Source organism: Bacillus swezeyi (genome assembly GCF_030908325.1).
In the GTDB taxonomy this organism is placed as follows: domain Bacteria; phylum Bacillota; class Bacilli; order Bacillales; family Bacillaceae; genus Bacillus; species Bacillus swezeyi.
The window spans coordinates 4,385,181-4,407,851 of the sequence record NZ_CP133085.1 but is presented as its reverse complement, the minus strand read 5'-3'; the positions used below and the strand labels follow the sequence as shown (position 1 = coordinate 4,407,851).

Here is a 22,671-nt window from a genome sequence, read left to right as displayed (position 1 = left end):
TGTGGGCAAGAAAATACGCTTAACAACAGCGCAAGCGTTAATTAAATTCTTAAATCAGCAGTACATCAATGTTGATGGGGAAGAAACACCGTTTGTCGAAGGGATCTTCACGATTTTCGGACACGGAAACGTGGTTGGGATCGGCCAGGCGCTTGAACAGGATGCCGGGCATTTGAAAGTATTCCAAGGGAAAAATGAGCAAGGAATGGCGCACGCGGCAATGGCTTACAGCAAACAGATGCTGAGAAGAAAGATTTATGCAGTGTCGACATCCGTCGGGCCGGGATCTGCGAATTTGGTGGCTGCCGCAGGGACGGCGCTTGCGAACAACATCCCCGTCCTCTTGATTCCGGCGGACACGTTTGCGACAAGACAGCCTGACCCGGTTCTTCAGCAGGTGGAACAAGAATACAGTGCGGCGATTACGACGAACGATGCCTTAAAGCCGGTATCAAGATATTGGGACCGCATTACACGTCCTGAACAATTAATGAGCAGCCTGATTCGCGCGTTTGAAGTGATGACCGATCCTGCAAAAGCAGGTCCGGCAACGATTTGTATTTCTCAAGATGTCGAAGGCGAAGCCTTTGATTTCGATGAAAGCTTTTTTGTGAAGCGCGTTCACTACATCGACCGCAAAGAGCCGAGCGAACGTGAAATCGAAGGTGCGGCAGAACGGATCAAATCGAGCAAAAAACCGCTCATTTTAGTCGGCGGCGGTGCGAAGTATTCAGGAGCGCGCGATGAATTAATCGCGATGTCTGAAGCTTACAACATTCCGTTGGTTGAAACACAGGCCGGGAAATCAACGGTGGAAGCCGATTTTGCCAATAACTTGGGCGGAATGGGTATCACAGGAACGCTTGCAGCGAACAAAGCTGCCCGCGGGGCCGACCTGATCATCGGAATCGGCACGAGATACACCGATTTTGCAACATCCTCCAAAACGGCTTTTGATTTTGACAATGCAAAATTTTTGAACATCAATGTCAGCAGAATGCAGGCGTATAAACTGGATGCTTTCCAGGTTGTCGCCGATGCGAAAGTAACGCTCGGCAAGCTGCACGGCTTATTGGAAGGGTATAAGAGCGAGTTCGGTTCGACTATCAAGGAGTTGAAAGACGAATGGCTTGCTGAGCGGGACCGCCTGAGCAAGGTAACATTTAAGCGCGAAAACTTCACGCCTGAAATTAAACATCACTTTTCTCAAGAAGTGCTGAACGAATATGCAGATGCCCTGCAAACCGAACTGCCGCAAACAACGGCATTGCTCGCCATTAATGAAACAGTTGATCCGGACAGTGTTGTCATTTGTTCAGCAGGCTCTTTGCCGGGGGATCTGCAGCGGCTGTGGCATTCAAACATGCCGAATACGTACCATCTGGAATACGGTTATTCCTGCATGGGATATGAAGTATCGGGAACGCTCGGCCTGAAATTGGCTCATCCCGATAAAGAAGTTTATTCGCTGGTGGGAGACGGAAGCTTCCTGATGCTCCACTCCGAGCTGATAACAGCCATTCAGTATAACAAAAAGATCAATGTCCTGCTCTTTGACAACTCTGGCTTCGGCTGCATCAACAACCTGCAAATGGACCACGGAAGCGGCAGCTACTATTGCGAATTCAGAACAGAGGACAATCATATCCTGAATGTCGACTACGCAAAGGTGGCGGAAGGATATGGAGCCAAAACCTATAAAGCCAACACGGTTGAAGAATTAAAAGCCGCGCTTGAAGATGCGAAGAAACAAGAGGTCTCAACATTGATTGAAATGAAGGTGCTGCCAAAGACAATGACTGACGGCTATGACAGCTGGTGGCATGTAGGTGTTGCAGAGGTTTCCGAACAGGAAAGCGTTCAAAAAGCGTATGAAACCAAAGAAAAAATGCTGGAATCTGCAAAGCAGTATTAAAGGAGGCACCAGGATGGGCAAGACAGAAATTCTATGGGGCATCGCCCCCATAGGATGGCGGAACGATGATATTCCGGAAATCGGCGCGGGCAATACGCTTCAGCATTTGCTGAGCGACATTGTCGTTGCAGGCTTTCAAGGCACGGAAGTGGGCGGCTTTTTTCCGGAACCGGCCATTCTCAATAAAGAGCTTGAGCTGAGAAATCTCAAAATTGCAGGCAAGTGGTTCAGCAGCTATATTATTCGGGACGGCATAGAAGAGGCGGCCAAGGAATTTACGGCCCATTGCGAGTGCTTGAAAGAACTCCATGCAGATGTTGCGGTCGTATCCGAACAAACCTACAGTGTACAATCTCTGGATAAGAATGTATTTAAAGAAAAGCCTTATTTCACTGATCAGGAATGGCAGATGCTATGCGATGGATTGAACCATCTTGGAAAAATCGCAGGCGAGCATGAACTGAAGCTTGTCTATCATCATCACCTCGGCACAGGTGTGCAGACGGAGGAGGAAGTGGACCGGCTCATGGCGGGAACTGACCCGGCGCTCGTGCACCTTCTTTATGACACAGGGCATGCCTACATTTCCGACGGAAATTATATGAACATTCTTGAAAAGCATATCGACCGTATTCAACACGTTCATTTTAAAGATGCGCGCCTCAATATCATGAAGAAATGCAAGCAGGAAGGAAAATCGTTTCAACAGGCGTTTTTGCAAGGGATGTTCACAGTTCCAGGCGATGGCTGCATCGATTTTAGAAAAGTGTATCAAAAGCTTTTAAAGCACGGCTATTCCGGCTGGATTGTTGTGGAAGCCGAGCAGGATCCCGATGTTGCCAATCCGCTTGAATACGCATTGATCGCTAGAAAATACATTGATCGTCACTTGTTGAATGCCGCAGCAACCAATTAAGGGGGCTCTAAATTGAGCAATGGAAATGCAGCAGTCTCACCATTCAATAAACGAACCGTCGCGGCAGCTCTGGCAAATTACATTGACGCAGGCTCCATTGTAGCGGGATCGGCAGGTTTATCATTATGGGTCAGCTACCTGAAGCTTTCAGATACACAGATCGGTCTGCTCGGCGCATTTAGCGCCAACGCCATCTCAGCAGCAATCGGAGCGCTGCTCGGAGGCTTTTTGGCTGACAAAATTGGCCGGAAAGCTGTCTATACGAACAGTATGCTGGTTTATGCACTGGGGATTTGTTTAGTATTGTTCGGCGCCAGTTTCCCCATTTTGTTAAGCGGTTACATTATCATCGGTTTATCGGTAGGAGCTGATATTACGGCTTCCTGGACGATTATCGCAGAGAACGCACCTAAGAAAAACCGGGCTCGTCATTGCGGCGTTGCGCAAGTCGCATGGGCTGCGGGAGCGGTTGTGGTCCTGCTGCTGTCGGTCCTGCTTGGTGATTTAGGCTTATTGGGCAATAAAATCGTGTTTGGGCATTTGCTCGTTATCGCATTGATCACCTATGTTCTGCGCAAAAGGCTGCCGGAATCCGATGCCTGGCAGGATCAATCCGAATCGGCTCAAGCCGTCAGGAAGCCGAAGACGTCTTATCTCGATTTGCTTCAGCCTAAGTATTTGAAAAGCATTTTATTCTTAATGGGCGTGTACTTGGTTTGGAATCTGGCTGCAGGTGTCATGGGGTTTTTTATGCCTTACATTTATCAGCAGGTCGGCGATGTGTCAGCGACCATGGCAAACATTTTGCAGATGGGGCTGTTTATTTTCACCGGGCTTGGCGTCGCTTTTATCTTCATGCCATTTGCAGACAAATACAGGAAGACAGTGTTTGGGATCTCCGCATTTGCGGCGGTGATCGGCTGGTCATTGTTTCTGCTTCCGGCAGAGGGCATGCCGATTCTCATCCTCTTTATCGTGATGATCGGCATAAACAATGGGGCCGGGCAACAGGCCAATTATCAATTATGGGCGAGTGAAATTTTCCCGACGAAATATCGCGCATCTGCACAAGGGTTGATGTTCTTCCTCGTTCGTATCTCAATCGGGGCTTGGAGCCTTTTCGTTCCAATGATTATCTCGAATTTTGGAATTGCGTTTATGGCGGCCATTCTCCTTGGCTGTGTAACAGCCAGCATGATCATCGGGCTTGTTTTTGCACCGAATACATCCGGCAAGTCGCTTGAACAAATTCAGGAAGAGCTGTATGGAACTCCTCCAGCTCAAGCTAAGCGAGTACAGACAAGAAAAATTATGTAACTACTTTTGAAGGAGTGGCTATCAATGAAACTACGCATTGGGGTTATAGGTACAGGAGCAATCGGAAAAGAACACATCAACCGCATCACGAATAAATTAGCCGGCGGAGAAATTGTCGCGGTCACCGATGTAAACCAGGAGGCAGCTCAGCAAGTTGTAACGGACTACAGCCTGAACGCCAAGGTCTATCCGGATGACGACAGTTTAATCGCAGCCGAAAATGTAGACGCAGTCTTAGTAACAAGCTGGGGACCGGCACATGAATCAAGCGTTTTGAAAGCGATTAAAGCAAACAAATTTGTATTTTGTGAAAAGCCTCTGGCGACGACTGCGGATGGATGCATGCGGATCGTCAATGAAGAAATCAAAGCGGGCAAACGTCTCGTTCAAGTCGGCTTTATGCGCCGTTATGACAGCGGTTACGTACAGCTGAAAGAAGCGATCGACAACCGTGTCATCGGCGAGCCCCTCATGATCCACTGTGCGCACCGCAACCCGGTTGTAGGCGACAACTACACAACAGATATGGCTGTTGTCGATACGCTTGTCCATGAAATAGACGCCCTTCACTGGCTGATCAATGATGACTACGAGTCCGTTCAAGTCATCTATCCGAAAAAATCGAAAAACGCGCTTCCTCATTTGCGTGATCCGCAAATCGTTATCATCGAAACAAAAGGCGGAGTCGTGATCAATGCGGAAATCTATGTCAACTGCAAATACGGCTACGATATCCAGTGTGAAGTCGTCGGCGAAGACGGAATCGTGAAACTTCCTGAACCATCAAGCATCTTTCTCAGAAAAGACGGCAAATTCTCGACAGATATCCTTATGGATTGGCAGCGCCGTTTTGTAGACGCTTACGATGTGGAAATCCAAGATTTCATTGACTCGATCCAACAGAAAGGCGAGGTCAGCGGGCCGACTGCATGGGACGGCTATATCGCCGCCGTGACGACGGACGCCTGTGTAAAAGCTCAGGAATCCGGACAGAAAGAACCTGTGACGCTTCAAGAGAAACCGGAATTCTATCAAACGTTTACAACTGTTAAAAAATAAAAATTTCCCGAGGAGTGAAAAGTATGAAATTAGCATTGGATCCATCGATGTATCGTGATGATTTAACTTTGGAGGAAACGGTCTATAAAACGGCGGAGCTTGGCTACGAATATATCGAACTATCGCCGCGCGAAGATTTTTGTCCATTCTATAAATATCCGAAAGTCGATTCAGCTAAAATCAAACAATTAAAGCGGCTTTTAAGAGATACCGGTGTTAAGCTTTCATCGCTCCTTCCGCTTTACCACTGGGCAGGTCCTGATGAAGATCGCCGTCAGGCAGCGGTGCGCAATTGGAAAAGGGCAATCGAAATTGCGGTTGAGCTTGAAGTCGATTTGATGAACAGCGAATTCAGCGGTTCAAAATACGATCCTTTAACAAGCGAAGAAAAATTTATCAAATCCATGGATGAGCTTCTGCCAGTCTTTGAAAAAGAAGGCATTAAACTCAATCTTCAAGCCCATCCATACGATTTTATCGAAACACACAAAGGTGCGATGGATATGATCCGCGCGCTTGACAAGGATTGGATTAATCTTGTCTACTCGACTGCGCATACATTCTTCTATGATGACGGCAAAGGCGACATCGAGACAATGTTTGTCGAAGCCGGCGACCGCCTCACACATGTTTTATTTGCAGATACTTATAATCATAAAGCGGCTCATGGCCTTCGCTACATCGTCAATCCGCCTGACGCAAAAGTAACAGTTCACCAGCATTTGGACATTGGTCAAGGCGAGGTCGATTTTAATACGATTTTCAGAAAGCTGAGAGAGATGAAGTTCGACGGAATTGCGACTAATGCCGTTTTTGCTTGGGTCGACAAAAGAGCTGATGAATCAAGCAGATTCATGCTTGAAAAATTGAAACAGGAACTATTAGGATAAGCCGCTGAGTTCGGCGCCATGCTGAACTCTCTCTTCACAAGGATATGAGATAAGGAGAATCTAATATGAAGTTATGCTTTAATGAAGCAACGACGTTGGAAAATTCAAACCTTGCAAAGGACCTCGAATACTGTGAGAAGCATGGATACGATTATATCGAAATCCGGACGATGGATAAGCTGCCTGAGTATTTAAAAGACCATTCTCTATCAGAATTGGCGGAGTATTTTCAAATGCATCATATTAAACCGCTTGCATTAAATGCTTTAGTTTTCTTCAATAACCGCGATGAGCAGGGACACCGGGAGATCATCGCCGAATTCAAAGATATGATGAAAACCTGCAAGGCGCTCGGTGTGAAATATGTGGTCGCCGTTCCGCTTGTCACAGAACAGAAAATCCTCAAAGAAGACATCAAAAAAAGCGCTGTCAGCGTCTTGACTGAGCTGTCCGATATCGCCGAGCCGTACGGCGTGAAGATTGCCCTTGAGTTTGTCGGGCATCCGGAATGTACTGTCAATACTTTCTCACAGGCTTACGATATCGTAAACACGGTCAACCGCGATAATGTCGGGCTTGTGTTTGACAGCTTCCACTTCCATGCCATGGGCTCAAATCTTGAAGACTTGAAGCAGGCGGACGGAAAGAAAATTTTTATTTATCACATCGATGATACAGAAGATTTTCCGATCGGCTTTTTAAGGGATGAAGACCGTGTATGGCCTGGACAGGGGGCGATTGACTTGGATGGACATCTATCCGTTTTAAAGGAAATCGGTTTTTCAGACGTTGTATCGGTTGAATTGTTCAGGCCTGAATATTATAAGCTGAGTGCGGAAGAAACGATTCAAAAGGCCAAGGAAACAACGGTTGACGTTGTGTCGAAATACTTCGAGATGTAACACGAGATAGGAGGGGTGAACGTGGCTTTCGTATCCATGAAGAATCTTCTTCGAGAAGCAAAGAAACAGCATTATGCAATCGGCCAGTTCAATATAAACGGCCTTCAATGGACAAAGGCGATTTTACAAGCGGCGGAAGAAGAGCGGTCACCTGTTATTGCGGCTGCCTCAGACCGGCTCATCGATTATTTGGGCGGGTTTAAGACAGTTGCCGGTATGGTTGCAGCATTGGTTGAAGAAATGTCGATTACCGTTCCTGTCGTATTGCACCTTGATCACGGAAACAGTCCGGAGCGCTGCAAAAAAGCAATCGACGCAGGCTTTAGTTCAGTGATGATTGACGGTTCACATTCTCCGATCGATGAAAATATCGCGATGACAAAAGAGGTCGCAGCCTATGCCCGGCCATACAACGTTTCAGTTGAAGCAGAGGTGGGTACTGTAGGCGGAATGGAAGACGGGCTCATCGGGGGAGTAAAGTACGCCGACATCCATGAATGTGAACGCCTGGTCAAAGAAGCCGATATTGACGCGTTGGCTGCCGCTCTCGGCTCTGTCCATGGTAAATATCAAGGAGAGCCTAATTTAGGATTTAAAGAAATGGAAGAAATTTCACGGGTGACAGACATCCCGCTTGTTCTTCATGGGGCTTCGGGAATCCCGACTGACCAAATTGCAAAGGCCATCCGGCTCGGCCATGCAAAAATTAACATTAATACTGAATGTATGGTGGCCTGGACCGATAAAACCCGCAGCATGTTCAAAGACAATCTGGACCTATATGAACCGCGCGCCTATATGACGCCGGGGATCAGCGCCGTCAAGGAAACGGTAAAGCTGAAAATGAGAGAGTTTGGCTCTTCCGGAAAAGCCGCATACACCCAAGAAATCAAAGTCTGATTTTAATATGAAACTTCCCGGCACTCACTTGCCATAGTGAGTGTTTTTTTATTGTAAAGGAATACTAAAAGTTCCACATTTATATTGACTATAATTGATATAATAGTTATAATTTCCCTCGTACTCCATTCTGATCAGAAAAGAATGTATTTTCTGAAAAATACGTACAGCAAGACGATAACAAAATAAGGTGAAGTGACTATGCTAGCAAACGTTTTGAAGTTTCGGGTTCATATTTTATTTAGTGTTTTATGTTTAATCGGCGGAACGACCTGGGCTTTTCAAAAGGTCGGCCTGAGCGACAGCCTTCCGTTTTGGTCCGCCGGCATGAGATTTATGATCGCAAGCGTCATCATTGCCGCATTTCTTTTCATGCGCAGACAATTTGTGTTTTCAAAAGAATTGCTCGTACTCTCTTTTTTCAACGGCATCATGTATTTTTCCATCCCTTTCGGTTCGGTTTACTGGGCTTCTGTTTATTTGCCGAGCGGATTGGTTTCCATTTTGGCGGCCAGCATCTCTGTTTTTGCCCTGATCATCAATCGTTTAGTCAAAGGAACGCCTGCAACCAAATTGCAAAAGTGGGGGATATGCCTCGCTTTACTTGGCATCACGGTTGTTTTTGGCAATCAGCTGCTGATTAAGGTCGATTTCATTGAAATCATTGCGATGATCGTCATTTTGTGCGCGATGTTTGGCTCCGCTTTTATACAAATTAAAGTACAGCAGAAAATCCAGTCGCTGCCGATCTTGAGCTTTAACTCTCTGTCGATGTTAAGCGGCGGAATCATTTTGCTCCTCAGCAGTTTAATGCTGGAAAGCGGCACAAGGACGTTTTCCGGTGTCAGCCTGTTTGCCTTGTTGTATTTAGCGGTTGTCGGATCGATATTGGGATTTTGGATCAATATTTATTTGCTGAAAAAGTGGCATATTTCAAAAGCGACTTCCCACCTGTTTATTTCCCCAGTCATCGCTCTCTATATCGGATTTTTATTTTTAGATGAAAAATTGAATGCCAATATTTATTTAGGAACATTGCTTGTCATATTCGGTGTGATGTTCATTAACTTAAAAAAAGAAGAGAGGATAGCGAAAATTGACGAAGCTAAACAAACACTTGGCCATCATTTGTCAAAATAAGCATTTGCCATTTATTTTTGAAGAAGCGGAAAGTTTAGGCGTGAAGATTACGTTCTTTTACAATGCAGCAGAAGATTGTCCGGGAAATCTCCCGGCCGTTGACCGGAGTGTGGCGATTCCGCTGTTTGAAGACGAGCAATCGGCAATGGAGATTGTTCAGCAAACATTTGTCGAATCTCCGTTTGACGGCATCATGACGTTGTTTGAGCCTGCCTTGCCTTTTACGGCAAAAGCGGCGGCAGTCCTTCTTCTCCCAGGGCTCCCTTTACAAGCGATTGAAAATTGCCGGAATAAAAATCAAACCCGCAGCATCCTTCAGCAAAACGGGCTGAATACACCTCTCTTCTACGAAGTACATACGATCGATGACTTGAAAGACGAAAGATTGACATATCCTTTAATCGTAAAACCGATCAACGGTTTTTCAAGCCAGGGCGTCGTTCGGGTCGATGACCGGGAACAGCTGAAGGCAGCCATTCAAAAGGTGGAGGCTGTTAACCGAGGGGAGCTCAGTCAGTTTGTGCAGGGGAAAAGCGGCATTGTGGCAGAGCAATTTATTGACGGGCCTGAGTTTGCGATTGAAACATTATCGATTCAAGGAAAGGTGCATGTTTTGTCGATCGGCTATAAAGGGGACAGCAAGGGACCGTTCTTTGAAGAAGGCGTCTATATTGCTCCGGCCAGGTTGGATGAAGAGTGCCGTCTGTCGATCATCAGGGAGGTGGAAGGAGCCGTTTCAGCATTGGGCATTCACCAAGGGCCGGCCCATACAGAATTAAGGCTGGACAAGGACGGAAAGCCTTATGTCATTGAAGTAGGCGCAAGAATCGGCGGCTCTGGTGTCTCCCATTACATTGTTAAAGAAAGTACAGGAATCAACTTCATGCAATTAGTCATACAAAATGCCTTTAAACCGCTGGAGGAGCATCAATTCACAGGGCAGATCCACCCTAAGAAGACGGCAGGCAATTACATCATTCCCGTTCAAGGGGCGGGTACATTTGAAAAAATAGACGGGCTTGAAACGGTGAAAAAAAGACCGGATGTCAAACGGGTGTTTCAATTTTTTAACACCGGCGCCGAGATTCTGCCGTATCCGCATTTTTCCGGGTATCCGGGGTTTATTTTAACAAGCCATGATTCATATGAAGAATGCGAGGCTTTTTATCAGAGGCTGAATGATGAGCTTACCATCATATATCAAAATAATTTGACGGGTACAATAGGAGGTTAAAATGATCCCGACTAAAGTGCAGGAAGAGCAAGCAGTAATGATTGTCCATACATTAGGCCCAAAGGGTACGAATTGTGAAAAAGCCGGCCGGCTTTGGCTGAAAAACCAAGGATTGCGTGGAGAAGTCAGGCTTTATGAAACCCTTGAAGAAGCATTGCTTCATGTTAAAATAACTGAAAATTCGGTCCTTTTAGGCTGTGCTGTTTATCCGTTTTTGCATAATATTGTATTTGAGAATTTATTGGATTTAAAAATCATTGACAGTTTTGTCATGCCGACATACAGCATGGTTTTTGCCGCAAAACCAAACACGAGTGAAACGGAGATTAAAACAGTCGCTTCACATCCTGCACCGGCTCACCTTGCGAAGCTATTCAGCGACCATGTCCAATTGGTCACCAGCAATGCCCAAGCGGCGCTGGTCTGCGCTTCCAATGCGGCTGACGGCTGTATTACAACGATTAAAGCAGCTGATGAAAATAACTTGCAAATCATAAAAGATTTCGGAGAAGTGCCGATGTGTTTCACCATTCACGGGCTTAAAAAAATATGAGGAGGAAGCCGATGCCGACATTGACGCGCGACATTGTAAACATGGTGAATGAACAAATTGTGCCGCAGATTCATGAACTGCAAACATACCAAAATGAAGAAGGACAGATTGTGGAGCATCAAAGGAGAGCGGAACAACTGCTTTTGCAATTGATCAAAGACGCGGGAATCATATATGAGGCGGTTCATTTAAAAGCGGCCGCCCAAGCATTTGAACAGGATGTGTTGGATTGGATCAGCCGCGGTCTGGAAAAAACGCCGTTTTTTGACAGATTATTAACGGCTTACCGTCCGCCGAATGACAAAGACACCACCTTCTTTGCGGCTCCCATCGTTACGCCTAACGGTCCGCATGCAAAAGGCTGTTTTTTTGAAGCCTTTTTAGCTATTCGAGAAGAGCCGGCCATGATGAGGCCGATTGAAGAAGAGATGCCGCATCCGGAAAACGGCTGTCAATCTTTAAAACTTCTCGCCGGAACAAAAGGCTTTACAGAAGAAAAATGCATCGTCTTCTTCCCGGAAAATGTCAAGACGAAAGAGAAAATCACAACGCAGACGTTTGCCATCTTTTACTTTAATAAGTTTTATCAAATTTATCATGGGGACACGCTGAAGAGAGCACAGGCCATTTTTGAAAATGTTCCTTTCAAATCTGCGAATCTGCACCCAGACCGAACATATGAGGCGAGGGTCCTTTGGGGTTATCTGCATGACTATTATCACCACTGCGGGAAAAAGCCGTTTCATCAACACATTCAAGCGAAAATGAATTTTTTTGCGGGAATATTAGAGGAAATTAAAGTGGATTGCCAGTCTATTTTGGCTCTCTCAGAACGGCAATATGACTATTGGGAAGAAATTATCGAATTTGTCTTGTTCGAGCGGCTCCTGCGGTATCCGAGCCAGCATAATGCCACACAAAACTTTGATTCAGGGACGGGTTTTTTTCTGTTCAGCTGGATCATTGAAAACGGCCGTTCCATTCAAAGAGGAAAAGAGAAGCCTGTGTCACTTGATCTTCGTTTGTGTATGAACGATTTGAAGAAGCTTGTTGCCGAAATAGAAGAGCTGGAAGAGACAGAAGATGATTTGGCTTATAAGAAAGCGGCTGAAAGCTATGTGAGGCGGTATTTGCCGCCGGGCGGTGAAGGAGAACGTTTTAGTGTTCCTGTTCAATATTTTATTCATGAAACAAACAATGCAATCGAAACACCTTATTTGCGATTTAAACAAGATGAGGGGTTGAAACATTGAATCTGAGGCTAAGCAACATTGGCCGGAAAATGAATGAAAAGACAGGGGTCAGAGCGGTGATGGGCGATATTCAGGAAGTTCTGGCCGGCGGAGAGCGGCAATATATCAATTTAAGCGCGGGCAATCCGATGATTCTGCCGGGAGTCTCCTCGATGTGGAAGTCTGCTTTAGCCGGCTTGCTCGAGGACGAGCATTTTCCTTCGATCATCAGCCAATACGGGTCAAGCTATGGAACGGACGAACTGATTCAAAGTGTTGTCCGTTTCTTTTCGGAGCGGTATCAGTTTGATATACAAAAGGAAAATGTGCTGATCACGGCGGGAAGCCAGCAGCTGTTTTTCCTGGCCGTCAATTCGTTTTGCGGGGTGGGAAGCGACTCCATGATGAAAAAGGCCTTAATTCCGATGCTTCCCGACTATTCGGGATACAGCGGTGTGGCGCTGGAGCGGGACATCATTGAAGGAATTCCCCCAATCATTTCGATATTAGATGATCACACGTTCCGCTATGAGCTGAATCGAGAGGGGTTTTTAGAAAGAATGCGGACCGACCCGCACATCGGGGCTGTTATACTCTCACGCCCGAACAATCCTTGCGGAAATATATTATCTGCAGAACATGTTGTCTTCATTGCAGACGCCTGCCGTGAAGCCAATGTTCCGCTGCTCATTGATTCTGCATATGCCCCGCCTTTTCCGGCGATTAATTTTATAGACATGGAACCGGTTTTCAATGATCAAATCATTCATTGCATGAGCCTCTCAAAAGCCGGCCTGCCTGGAGAAAGAATCGGAATCGCCATCGGGCCTGCCCGATATATTCAGGCAATGGAGGCTTTTCAGTCAAATACGGCGATTCATTCTTCAAGGCTGGGACAATATATGGCGGCTTCTGTATTGGATGACGGGCGCCTCGCCGCCGTTTCGCAAAATGAAGTGAGGGCTTATTATCAGAACAAATTTACGCTGCTCAAGGAAACGCTGCATTGTACAATGCCAAAAGATATCAAATGGTATCTGCATAAAGGAGAAGGCTCGCTTTTCGGATGGCTGTGGCTTGAAGACTTCCCCGCAGCCGATGCAGAACTGTATGAGCAATTGAAAGCGAACGGTGTCATCATCGTCCCGGGCTCATCTTTCTTTCATCATGAAATAGGGCACATGCCTCATGCGAACCAATGCATTCGAATCAGCTTAACGGCAGCGGATGAAGATATAAAAAGGGGAATTGATGTTTTGGCTAGGGTTGTGAAGGAGATGTATGAACAAAAAGTGATGTGATTGATCCGCTAAAAAAAAGAAGAGACAGGGGTAGTAGACCCTGTCTTATTCTTCAACGCTTCCGGTAGCCGTCTTTCTCTTTCTGCGCCTTACCGTTATCAAAATCAGAATGACAGCTATCACCAAGATCAACACTAGAATCCCGATGTACAGCAGATTTTGCTGACTGCTTTTCTTCGTATCCTCCGTCTGTGTTCCGCTTGTTTTTGCTGTGAGCTGCTGGTGATTTGTGAACAGCTGCTGGCTGTCCGTTTCATTGATGACGGTCGCAGTGTGATCATTGCTGTCCAGAAAGCTGATCAATTCTTTTGTGACCGCGGTGCTTTTCCCATTAAACGGTGCAAATACAGCCATCGAGTAATTTGAATCCCACAGCGATGTTTGGGTAAACGCGACTCGTTTTGTTGTTTCATTTAGCATTTGAAATGATGACACATCGAGCGACCCGTTTTTCGTCTCCACAGCCAGTTCAGATGCTTTCTCCTTCAGAAGAGAAAACTGATCCACGCCGCCGATGAATATTAAGTTTTTGCCTTTCGCGTCCTTCGCTTTGACTTCAGAGGATTTTCTTACTGTGAATGACTGCAGGGCTTCACTTCCGAAGGAATCCGTCACAAGTGAAAGTTCATGAAGCTTCGCTTGATTTACGTCGTCAGGGAGGACAATCAGAGTTGGTTTGTCCTGATCTCCCGCGTAGGGAAGCGGCCAATCTTGAAAATCGGCAGCCGCTGCCGAGCTGCTGGCAGGGTAAGACATGGTGCTGCTTTTATCAATAAAAACCCATTTGTCTTCGTCTGTCGTGTAGCAAGGATTGTTTTCTTTCAAGCCTGAAGCGGCAAATTGAATATCGATGTAACGGTTTTTTTGCAAAAGCTTCGGATCGACTTTTAATGTAACATGATAAAAGCCGTTTTTGTCTTCTTTTCCTAAATCATCAAGTCCGATGGAATGAGGCTGGCCATTGATCATGACCTTCAGCTCTGCCTTTTTAGCAGACAAATCGCTATTGTCCGCCGATTTTTGAATCGTTTTTGATGTTTTCAATGCAAGAGACAGCTTGGCAGATTGATTCTTGTCTAAAATCGCCGGAGTGGGATAATAATAATGCTCCGAAGAGGTTTGGTCAGAGCCGATCGTTAAATCCCCCGCCCCGAAATCCTCAAGCGTCAGCTTATTGCGATCCCGATTTTTATGCTGTTGAAGTTTGCTGATGGCCAGAGTTTCTCCGCTCAGCTGGCCGGTGTACGTTTTATCGGTAATCACGTTGATTTTTTCAGACAGGACATCATCCGATTTGGCGGTGACAAACAGTACAGGCTGCTGTCTGTCCTTTGCTTTGAGCACCCGCTCCGCGAGCAAAAGCTTTTCACCTTGCGCTTCCAACCGGTCTTGTTTCAAAAGCTTTTTCACCTTGCCGCGCCAATGGTGTTGAACACCGATCAAAATCGTCGGCCTGTCGATGCGCGTCACGTCCGATTCGTTCAGGTATGAAATGCTGACACTGTTGTCAACCGTTTTAAGATAGCTTTCCGTTTTGACCGCTGCTTCTATTTCGGCAGAACTTGGATCATCCGGAATGACGATTGCGGTTTCTTCCGCGGTGTTTCCCGATTGGGCAAAGGGATACGGATAATGTTCAAGTGTTGCACCTTTTGCTAGGCTTTTGCCTCCCAATGTCAGACGGCTGTCCGGATAAATTTTGATCCAGTTGCCAGATGAGTCCTGTCTGACGCAGACGCCTTCTTTCACCACTCCGTAAAACTTCAGTGATAAGCTGTGAAAGCCTTGGGATGACTGGCTTTTGCTCAGCGAAAGCTTCAATTTTTTCCGTTCGGCATTTCCGTCAAGCTTGACCGATTGGACCGGTTCGCCATCGACCTCTGCCGTCAGAGAGGAGGGGGCAATTAAAAGGTCTGATGCTTCGTATTCAAGCCAAAGCTGCTGATGGGAGGAGGATGCACCCGCCGGGATTTGATATGTCAGCTCTGTCGAATCCTTTGCACCGTACATTGTGATGAGATCGTTCGTGAGCATTTGCTCCTTGGCTTGTTCGCCGCTGTTTTCCTTCAAAATAGAGCCGTCCACTTCGATGTCCTTGGCTAAGGCTGCTTGTCCTGTCATCGCCGCCAGCAGGACGCCTGCGAGACATATGATTGCATGTTTCAAAAAAGTCACCCGCTTTTCTTTTGATTATATCGTTCTGTTTTGTACCACTTCACTTCTTGCTTGAACAGACGATGCTTGATTTCTACGAATAATGAATAAATCACGAGCACAATCCACGCCTGTGAGTATGTAAAGTACATCAGAAAGACGATGAAAAAGTTTTGCCTGTTCATTTCTGTTTTTTCAATGCTCAGCGTAATCATGACCTCTGTCATGAAGAGGAAGAAAGCCAAAATCCACAAGAGCATTGACAAAAAACCGACCGACAAGTGCAAATCATAAAATAAATTAATCACAAAAATCGTGTTTGACATGATCACGCCAAAGAAAAATAAAAAATACGTAAAGAAGAAATAAAACAAATCAAAAACAATCCGCTTGCGTTTCAGCTTGAAAAACTGCGCTAAAAACTTCAGGACGACATACTGATTGCCGCGCGCCCATCGTGTCCGCTGGCGCCACCACACCTTCCACGTTTCCGGTTCCTGCTCCCATGTAACGGCAGCCGGAAAGAAACGGATATGGTAGCCGAGGTTATATACGCGGATCGTCAGCTCGGTATCTTCGGCCAACGCTTTGTCGTCCCATCCGCCGAGCCGTTCGATAATGCTCCGGCGGATGGCAAAGTTGGTGCCGGGGATCGTGGCGATTTTGAACCATTTCCATCTTCCGCCCTGCGCCATCCATTGAAAACAGATCGTTTCAATGTTAATAAACTTTGTCAGCAATGTTTTCGCCGCATTAATGACGCGGAATTTCCCCACCACGGCGCCGGCCTTACGGTCATTCATCAAACCGAGAACAAGGTAATAAACAGCCATTTTTTCCGGTGTGTTGTCGGCGTCATATACACAAATAACATCCCCGTTCGATTCGGCAAAACCGGAATTGAGGGCCGAGGATTTTCCTTTTCCCGCATAGGGCGGTTTGGTGACCACCATTTTAATGAAACCGTATCGTCTGGAAAACTCATTGACGATGTCGCCTGTCCGGTCGGAGGAATTGTCATTGATGACGATGATCTCCAGTCGGTCCTTCGGGTAATAGAGGTTGACCATCGCTTTCAGCGTCTGCCGAATCACAACTTCTTCATTGTGCGCCGGAATCAGAACGCTGACCTTCGGAAGGTCTTTCAGGTTCTCTTTCCACTTTGGAATGTTCAGTTCGTAGGTCATGTAGTGGCGGAACCCGCCCTGCATCAGAAACATGTGGTACACCAGCATGGCCCATATTAAGCTTAACGAGATAAAGAACAGAACATTACCCACGGCTTTTTCTCTCCTTAAAAATTCGTTTTTTTAATGTGGCTCTCAAGTAAAGGGTGTAGCTCAAAAACATGGCGACAAACAAGAGCACAACGCTTGAGAGAATCCAAAGCGCCTTTTCCAGGGGGCTTTGCTGATGATGGTCGAAAAACTCCTCAACGGCATTCACCTTGCTTTTTACTTGAATGGTTCCATCTCCATTCGTGTGAATGACCACTTTGTCTGTTTTAACCGTTTGCTTTGTTTTCTTTAAATCAAGCCATTCGCTGTTCGGAATGCGTTCCATTTGATCAATAAGCTCAGGCAGATATTCCATCCCAAGATAAGGATGGTAAAATGCTCCGGCTACTCCGCCTTCAAAATCGATCATTTGTGAGATATTGTCCTCGACATCGCCGAGCGGATTCGGATCTGATGCATCGACATAGCCGAGTGTTTCAGGATACAGCGTCATCCCATGCAGCATGGCGGGCTTCGTCACAAACGGCCCCGTACCGGAAGTTTTCCACGTTTCATCACTAAGCTGGACTTGGCCGATAATGCTTGAAAAGTACTGTGAGGTGATTTGATAACCGTGCTCTGACATCGTATAGTGCGGCGCTTCAAATGCTAACGGATACAGCCCTTCAGCGGTTAAATCCTCAATAGCGCGAGTCAGCTTTTGCCGCGTATACGTTTCTTCGTTTTTTCTGAACGGCTTCAAATAATTGTTATAAGCCGCTTCATTCGGAAAGTCCTGTTCTTTTTTTAAAAGGGATGGGGCATCCTCCGCGTTTTGCGATGTGATCGGCTGGTCAGCCTCGGCATCCCAAAATTCGAAGCCCTCCCCGGTTTCACTGTAGCGGTAGGCATGCGTATATCCGTGAACAACCACGCTGCCTCCCATGTCTTGCAGTTTTCGCAACGTTTTGACCAACTTCGGTTTATCAGACAGATAGACTTTATCGCCTGTTTTAGGATTCAGGTAAACCGGAATAACAGACAGGATAAAAGGAATGTTTCTTTCATGCAGATAGGACCCCGCTTGCAGCAGCAATTTTTCATCTGACATCGGACTGATGTCCTCCAGCCGCAAATATAAGAGTGTGTTCCCTGTCGTCTCCCCAAATGCTTCTCTGAGCTGTTTCGCCACAAGCAGGTTGTTGTTTAACAGGTTTGTTAAGCCGATATACACGTTTGCTTTGTCGGTTTTCCATACAAAAGGGTGAGCTTTCCCATCAGCAGATGTGTATGTGTACAATGCCTTCCCCTTCAGTCCTGATACGTCGAGAACTTTGAGCCCGCTTTCCAATGAGGCTTCGCTTTTTTCGCTCGTGCTGCGGACTTGGTATACACTGTCTTTGCTTGTCAGCGAAAGACCGAAAAATTGGCTGAATTGCCCGGCGTTATAGCCGATCGCAATCACGGGTGTTTTGCAGGCGCTGATCTGTGACACAAGCTGCTTGTTCAGCTTTCTTTTTGTTTGGCCGTAATAGATGATATGCTTTTTCTCTGTGAGATCCGTTTGCTTAACATCAGCATCTTTTTTGACAGTGACACGGGACGAGAAATGGCCTGCGATCAGATCGAGCATTTTCACATCGGACGATTCTTTTCCATCCAAGGTCGAATAGATGATGAGAATTCCGCCATTCTCCTGCTTCGCTGCGGCGGAATCCGGTCTGTAAAAAACGGCTGAGAGTATGAGCACTGCTGCGTATACAAGGGATATTCGCTTATAGTTCATTCATCATCATCTCATTCTCCAGTTCTTCTAAAAATTGCTCAGCCGTCTTCAAATCTTTTCGATATGTCAAGTAGCACACATGGAAGGTTAAGGTGACATACTTGCCATTTTGCAGCTGGTACGTGTCCAGCTGTTTTTTCAACTTTGCCAGGACAGCAGGCATATGTTCAGCCGGCGTGTGTGTCAGCACGATGCCGAATCGTTCTTCAGAGGGGCGGAATTTCTTGTCCGTTTCCCGTACACAAGATCTGATTTGGCTGCTGACAAATTGAAAGAGACGATCGGTTTCTTTTTCTCCGTACAGCGATTTAAATTCCTTGAAATAATGCATTTGAAGCAGCAAAAAAACAAACGAATTGCCGTACCGCTCCGCGCGCTTCATTTCTTCTGACAGCTCCAGCTTCATTCTCTGCTGATTATCAAAGCCTGTCACTCTGTCAATCGCTACGAAGCTTTTGATTTCAGACTGCAGACGCTTGACCGAATGCTGAAGCTCAGTCGCAACATCGTGAATTCTTCCTGATATAAAGGAAAACAGCAAAAGGGCCATTCCCCAGACGACGAGCATTCGCAGGCCTTCTTCAGGCGGAAAAACCGCGGCCTGGCTCGTTTGCAAAAACATCATTAAGGTTCCGAGAACAAATAAAACGACGATGGTCCCCGCCAGCGCGTAAATCGGTCCAAGCCATATTCCGGCTCCGATGACGGCAAATGTAATACAAATGATCAAAACTGCTTCGGACTGCTCGGCTGAGACATAATAAATAAATACAGAAAGAGCCGCCGCGAGCCCGATCATGTATGCAAACATTTTCTGTGAATCAGTGAACGATATTTTCATCAAAAAGCTTCCTTTCAGCCAGTAACGGCAGCAGGTTGTCAAAAGAGTGTGTATCATTGCCGCTCATATATCCGCCATAATACGTTTCGGACGAATCAAGAATTTCAAAATCAGTCATTTTTTCATAAAGCGTTTTGATGACGGTTTTGTCTTCAGCTTGATTCATTAAAAACAAAATGGCCAAAGCGTAAACGGATGGAGACTCGTATTGAACAGCCGGTTTTTTGGTATCCGCCCAATACCGTCCATACAGTTTTCCGTTCGCTTGAAACTCCTGTTTGATCCAACCCGCCAAAACCGCGGCTTTTTCATCGCCCGGCTGTAAATGCCAAGCCGCATACAATTGATCAATGAGACTGACTTCATTGTCATAGCTGTATTCCTTCGTCTCTGTGCTGTATGTTTTCGGCAAAAAACCGTTTTTTAAAGGAGCGGTATAAAGAATATTGGCGTTTCGGGCTTCGGTCTCTTCATCGATGATCCCATTCTTTTTCAAAACGGATAACGCATCAGGCATAATATACGAAAGGGTGATATCCTTCGACGCCGCTTGTGAGGAAGCGTCGTAAAAATCGGTAAAAATCCCGTTGTTCATGTTGTGCGTTTTTAAAGCGGCGCCGATTTCCCGGGCTGATTTTTTATATTTCCGGTTTCCCCACAAATCGGCTGCTTGATCCAGGCTCAGCATGATTCTGAGATCATCTATCAAGGCGTTCGCCGCGCTCGCTTGTCCGTTTTCAATTTTCCATGTCACCAGGCCGTTGTCCATGAGAAAGGATTTGGTCAGGTGCTGATATTGCTCTTGAAAATGGGAACTGTCTTTTTTGCGGACTAAAAATTCCATCCACAAGCCGAGTGATTCCGATAAGTAAACAGGCGGATCAGAGAGGTTGGTTTTAATAAGCCCCTGATCACTCATTAAATGATGATAAATAAAGTGCTCGGCTGACTGGAGCGGTTCATTGTTTTGGTCATTGTTAAGTTTGTTTCCGGCTTTGACACAGCCGACGGAAAGACTAATGGTCAAAAAGCATAAGATCACACCAATTAATACATACCTCACGGGCGCACCTCCCTTTAGGCTGAATGTTAAAGTTTTGAGAATAAATCGTGACATATTTCATTTATTATATATGAAAAAATGGAGATTGCTAGGTTTTTTTAATCTTTTTGAACTATTAATAAACAGGGATTAAAGACTTATAATAAATCTTTTCACCCATCATGAACAGATTTTTTTAGTAAGAATATGATCTCATCATTTCTCTTTCGTGTGGGAATGTAAAAATAACCAATTGTAGTGCCGGGGTTTTTGATCATAGGAGGCAATCAGATCAACACTCATTTTGAATGGTGAGTAAGGGGAGGTGTGTCTTTTTGAAGACTTTTGAAAGAAAAAATAGGTGTATAGCTGTCACTGCTGCATTGCATATCATCCGTTTTTGATAGAGCAAGTGAGCGGCTGAAGACAAAAAAGGGGCTGATGCGTTCTGGCGTCTGTACTTGAAGGAGTTTAGACGTGCAAGGAGGACCGGCAGCATTATTTTATATACAATGTATTTTTGCACATATCTTTTTATGAAAAGTTAATAAAATGCTACAGCTTTTCATTTTATTCATGATATTGCTATAACTATCATGGGGGAAATTGAAGTTCAGGAAGACGGTGTGAGCTGTGGCGGCAATCCTTTTCTCAGCACTGCTGAGTACGTATGGGTCAGGGATGCATATCCACACGTGTACGATTCGGTAAACAAAAGAGTTCAAATTTGGAGAGACTCTTTTTATGTAGATTGTGATTTACTCGAATATCTAAAAAGATAGTCTAGTGTGAAGAGAAAGTTGGGTGGCCGCCAACTTTCTCCCGTTTTCAACATTCATCAAACGATTACCCAAACCAGCAGTTTTCCGTTGTTTTAAATTCGCCTGCGGCAAATTCGGCATCACCTTGTGGTGCAAAATTGAGAACACCAGTGACAACAACGCCTGCAATCGCCAGCCCTAAAAGCATTTTTTTCATCGGTTCAGTTCCTCCTTTCTTGTTTGAATGTTGTCCCGAGCGATGATTCCTTCATCAAAATATTTCGCCGCTTGTTCAAGGCAATTCTTTCTTTTGAAGTATCTGGCTGCATTGATGGCTAAGTCTGCCGCGTCTGACCAAAGCCTTTTGCCTCGCAGCACGTCCAAGCCCTTGTCAAGTAGTGCTTCATTTTGCTCTTTATAAATGGAGTGGATAACCAATAGTTTGGCTTGATATGTTTTTTCATTCAACTCTGTTGCGAGTTTGACAGCTTTTTCGTACCATCCGGATGCTTCTTCGATCAGACCTTTTTTGAATAAAACTCGTGCCAACATGTAGGAAGTTCTGAGTGTGGAGAGTTTTGAGTGAAGCTGTTCTAAGGTGCTGAAGGCTGATTCAAATGATTCTTGGGCTGAATCAAGCTTTTCCTGCCTCTCATAGCAAATGCCGAGATTGTGGTATCCGAGGGCTTCAGCAAAACTTTGCCCGGTATCGGCTGCCATTTTGATCGCTTTTTTAAACAGCCTTTCAGCTGCTTCGTATTGGAAAAGATCCAGCTTGTTAGCCGCAATAATCATTTGGGCGGAGGCGGCCCGCTGCTCATAATGATCAATTGCCAAAAAGCTTTCGAGCGCTTTTCCAGCATGATTAATTGAAAAGAAATTTTGTCTGATTTCATAATAAGCAATGGACAGATGATAGTGAAATTCGGCTAATTCGATTTCGTCGGGAATTTTGTGCAGCGAATGCTCAGCGATTTTGTAAAAGTTAATGGCAGCGGTGAAATTTTTTTTATAAAACTCATACATACCGCCGAAAAAGTAGAAATAATATTGAATCATGTTGTCTGTACCGATTTCTTCCGGCGTTCTCGTGATGTTTTTTAAGAGTGTCCCGGATTCTTCATATCGTTCTGTCAACAGCTTAAATCGCGAATCAATGAGGTTGAAGTACAAAAGAACGTCCTGATTTTCTTCCATCGTCTCAAGCGTCCTTTTGATCTCTTCTCTCATGGCGGCCGCTTCGGCGATATTGCTCTGTCTGATCAGCCCATACCATTGATTCAAGCTGTTACCCACTGCTTCGAACGCAATTTTTGCTGCCACTCTTTACCCTCCATTCACCAAGATAATAACCACCCTACATTACCCATTTTATCATAATAATGGCATATTAATAGTTGTAAAGAGAACAAGTTTACTATAGTCAACATGTCATGGAAATAATTAAGTTGGAATATTTTGATCATACTTCTTAAATTTATAATATAATAGAGAATACCAATGAAAGGGAT

19 protein-coding genes are annotated in these 22,671 nt (G+C 45.5%); 12 read left to right on the top strand and 7 right to left on the bottom strand.

The features are described from left to right. The first annotated feature begins 1 nt into the window (after position 1). The 12 genes from iolD to RBH91_RS21910 all read left to right on the top strand — a co-directional run bounded on the left by iolD (position 2) and on the right by RBH91_RS21910 (position 13,359). Complete coding sequence (gene iolD / locus RBH91_RS21965) at positions 2-1,915, top strand: 3D-(3,5/4)-trihydroxycyclohexane-1,2-dione acylhydrolase (decyclizing) (protein ID WP_307892957.1); 1,914 nt, start codon at positions 2-4, stop codon at positions 1,913-1,915. Positions 1,916-1,928: 13 nt separating this feature from the next. Continuing rightward, on the top strand, positions 1,929-2,831 hold the full coding sequence (gene iolE, locus RBH91_RS21960; protein WP_307892956.1) for a myo-inosose-2 dehydratase: 903 nt from the start codon (positions 1,929-1,931) through the stop codon (positions 2,829-2,831). 12 nt (positions 2,832-2,843) lie between these two features. Continuing rightward, on the top strand, positions 2,844-4,148 hold the full coding sequence (locus tag RBH91_RS21955) for an MFS transporter (RefSeq protein WP_307892955.1): 1,305 nt from the start codon (positions 2,844-2,846) through the stop codon (positions 4,146-4,148). A 24-nt stretch (positions 4,149-4,172) separates the two neighbouring features. Further along, positions 4,173-5,207 (top strand): bifunctional inositol 2-dehydrogenase/D-chiro-inositol 1-dehydrogenase, encoded by a 1,035-nt coding sequence (locus tag RBH91_RS21950; RefSeq protein WP_307892954.1) that lies wholly within the window; start codon positions 4,173-4,175, stop codon positions 5,205-5,207. 23 nt (positions 5,208-5,230) lie between these two features. Beyond that, entirely contained in the window at positions 5,231-6,097 is an 867-nt protein-coding gene (locus tag RBH91_RS21945; protein WP_307892953.1) for a sugar phosphate isomerase/epimerase family protein, read from the top strand. Positions 6,098-6,162: 65 nt separating this feature from the next. Continuing rightward, entirely contained in the window at positions 6,163-6,999 is an 837-nt protein-coding gene (iolI, locus tag RBH91_RS21940; protein WP_307892952.1) for a 2-keto-myo-inositol isomerase, read from the top strand. Positions 7,000-7,020: 21 nt separating this feature from the next. Beyond that, the gene (gene fba, locus RBH91_RS21935) at positions 7,021-7,899 is read left to right on the top strand and encodes a class II fructose-1,6-bisphosphate aldolase (RefSeq protein ID WP_307892951.1); all 879 of its coding nucleotides are present in this window, start codon (positions 7,021-7,023) and stop codon (positions 7,897-7,899) included. A 201-nt stretch (positions 7,900-8,100) separates the two neighbouring features. Further along, on the top strand, positions 8,101-9,039 hold the full coding sequence (locus RBH91_RS21930; protein ID WP_076759946.1) for a DMT family transporter: 939 nt from the start codon (positions 8,101-8,103) through the stop codon (positions 9,037-9,039). Then, entirely contained in the window at positions 8,996-10,273 is a 1,278-nt protein-coding gene (locus RBH91_RS21925) for an ATP-grasp domain-containing protein (protein ID WP_307892950.1), read from the top strand. The genes RBH91_RS21930 and RBH91_RS21925 overlap by 44 nt, the downstream gene beginning before the upstream one ends. Before the next feature lies 1 nt (position 10,274). Continuing rightward, positions 10,275-10,826: a prephenate dehydratase domain-containing protein gene (locus RBH91_RS21920; RefSeq protein WP_307892949.1), complete on the top strand. Its 552-nt coding sequence runs from the start codon at positions 10,275-10,277 to the stop codon at positions 10,824-10,826. 11 nt (positions 10,827-10,837) lie between these two features. Continuing rightward, entirely contained in the window at positions 10,838-12,079 is a 1,242-nt protein-coding gene (locus tag RBH91_RS21915; protein WP_307892948.1) for a DUF6421 family protein, read from the top strand. Beyond that, positions 12,076-13,359 carry a valine--pyruvate transaminase gene (locus tag RBH91_RS21910; protein ID WP_307892947.1) on the top strand — a complete coding sequence of 428 codons (1,284 nt, stop codon included), beginning with the start codon at positions 12,076-12,078 and terminating at the stop codon, positions 13,357-13,359. Before RBH91_RS21915 ends, RBH91_RS21910 begins: the two co-directional genes overlap by 4 nt. 45 nt (positions 13,360-13,404) lie before the next feature. Here RBH91_RS21910 and RBH91_RS21905 read toward each other — a convergent pair whose 3' ends face one another. The 7 genes from RBH91_RS21905 to RBH91_RS21875 all read right to left on the bottom strand — a co-directional run bounded on the left by RBH91_RS21905 (position 13,405) and on the right by RBH91_RS21875 (position 22,483). Then, positions 13,405-15,525: a cellulose biosynthesis cyclic di-GMP-binding regulatory protein BcsB gene (locus RBH91_RS21905; RefSeq protein ID WP_307892946.1), complete on the bottom strand. Its 2,121-nt coding sequence runs from the start codon at positions 15,523-15,525 to the stop codon at positions 13,405-13,407. Positions 15,526-15,530: 5 nt separating this feature from the next. Continuing rightward, entirely contained in the window at positions 15,531-16,793 is a 1,263-nt protein-coding gene (locus tag RBH91_RS21900; RefSeq protein WP_076759929.1) for a glycosyltransferase family 2 protein, read from the bottom strand. Beyond that, positions 16,786-18,516 carry a DUF2334 domain-containing protein gene (locus RBH91_RS21895; RefSeq protein WP_307892945.1) on the bottom strand — a complete coding sequence of 577 codons (1,731 nt, stop codon included), beginning with the start codon at positions 18,514-18,516 and terminating at the stop codon, positions 16,786-16,788. Before RBH91_RS21895 ends, RBH91_RS21900 begins: the two co-directional genes overlap by 8 nt. Next, positions 18,506-19,357: a diguanylate cyclase domain-containing protein gene (locus RBH91_RS21890; protein ID WP_076759925.1), complete on the bottom strand. Its 852-nt coding sequence runs from the start codon at positions 19,355-19,357 to the stop codon at positions 18,506-18,508. The genes RBH91_RS21895 and RBH91_RS21890 overlap by 11 nt, the downstream gene beginning before the upstream one ends. Then, on the bottom strand, positions 19,338-20,420 hold the full coding sequence (locus tag RBH91_RS21885; RefSeq protein WP_307892944.1) for a lipoprotein YdaJ: 1,083 nt from the start codon (positions 20,418-20,420) through the stop codon (positions 19,338-19,340). The genes RBH91_RS21890 and RBH91_RS21885 overlap by 20 nt, the downstream gene beginning before the upstream one ends. Positions 20,421-21,245: 825 nt before the next feature. Beyond that, positions 21,246-21,377 (bottom strand): Phr family secreted Rap phosphatase inhibitor, encoded by a 132-nt coding sequence (locus RBH91_RS21880; RefSeq protein ID WP_094777290.1) that lies wholly within the window; start codon positions 21,375-21,377, stop codon positions 21,246-21,248. After that, on the bottom strand, positions 21,374-22,483 hold the full coding sequence (locus RBH91_RS21875; protein ID WP_307892943.1) for a Rap family tetratricopeptide repeat protein: 1,110 nt from the start codon (positions 22,481-22,483) through the stop codon (positions 21,374-21,376). The genes RBH91_RS21880 and RBH91_RS21875 overlap by 4 nt, the downstream gene beginning before the upstream one ends. Between the last annotated feature and the right edge of the window lie 188 nt (positions 22,484-22,671).

Excerpts from the sequence above, each read along its gene's own strand:
- RBH91_RS21945 (WP_307892953.1), top strand. The coding sequence starts at position 5,231 with ATGAAATTAGCATTGGATCCATCGATGTATCGTGATGATTTAACTTTG.
- RBH91_RS21895 (WP_307892945.1), bottom strand. The coding sequence starts at position 18,516 with ATGAACTATAAGCGAATATCCCTTGTATACGCAGCAGTGCTCATACTC.
- RBH91_RS21880 (WP_094777290.1), bottom strand. The coding sequence starts at position 21,377 with ATGAAAAAAATGCTTTTAGGGCTGGCGATTGCAGGCGTTGTTGTCACT.
- RBH91_RS21890 (WP_076759925.1), bottom strand. The coding sequence starts at position 19,357 with ATGAAAATATCGTTCACTGATTCACAGAAAATGTTTGCATACATGATC.
- iolE (WP_307892956.1), top strand. The coding sequence starts at position 1,929 with ATGGGCAAGACAGAAATTCTATGGGGCATCGCCCCCATAGGATGGCGG.
- iolI (WP_307892952.1), top strand. The coding sequence starts at position 6,163 with ATGAAGTTATGCTTTAATGAAGCAACGACGTTGGAAAATTCAAACCTT.
- RBH91_RS21950 (WP_307892954.1), top strand. The coding sequence starts at position 4,173 with ATGAAACTACGCATTGGGGTTATAGGTACAGGAGCAATCGGAAAAGAA.
- RBH91_RS21930 (WP_076759946.1), top strand. The coding sequence starts at position 8,101 with ATGCTAGCAAACGTTTTGAAGTTTCGGGTTCATATTTTATTTAGTGTT.
- RBH91_RS21920 (WP_307892949.1), top strand. The coding sequence starts at position 10,275 with ATGATCCCGACTAAAGTGCAGGAAGAGCAAGCAGTAATGATTGTCCAT.
- RBH91_RS21915 (WP_307892948.1), top strand. The coding sequence starts at position 10,838 with ATGCCGACATTGACGCGCGACATTGTAAACATGGTGAATGAACAAATT.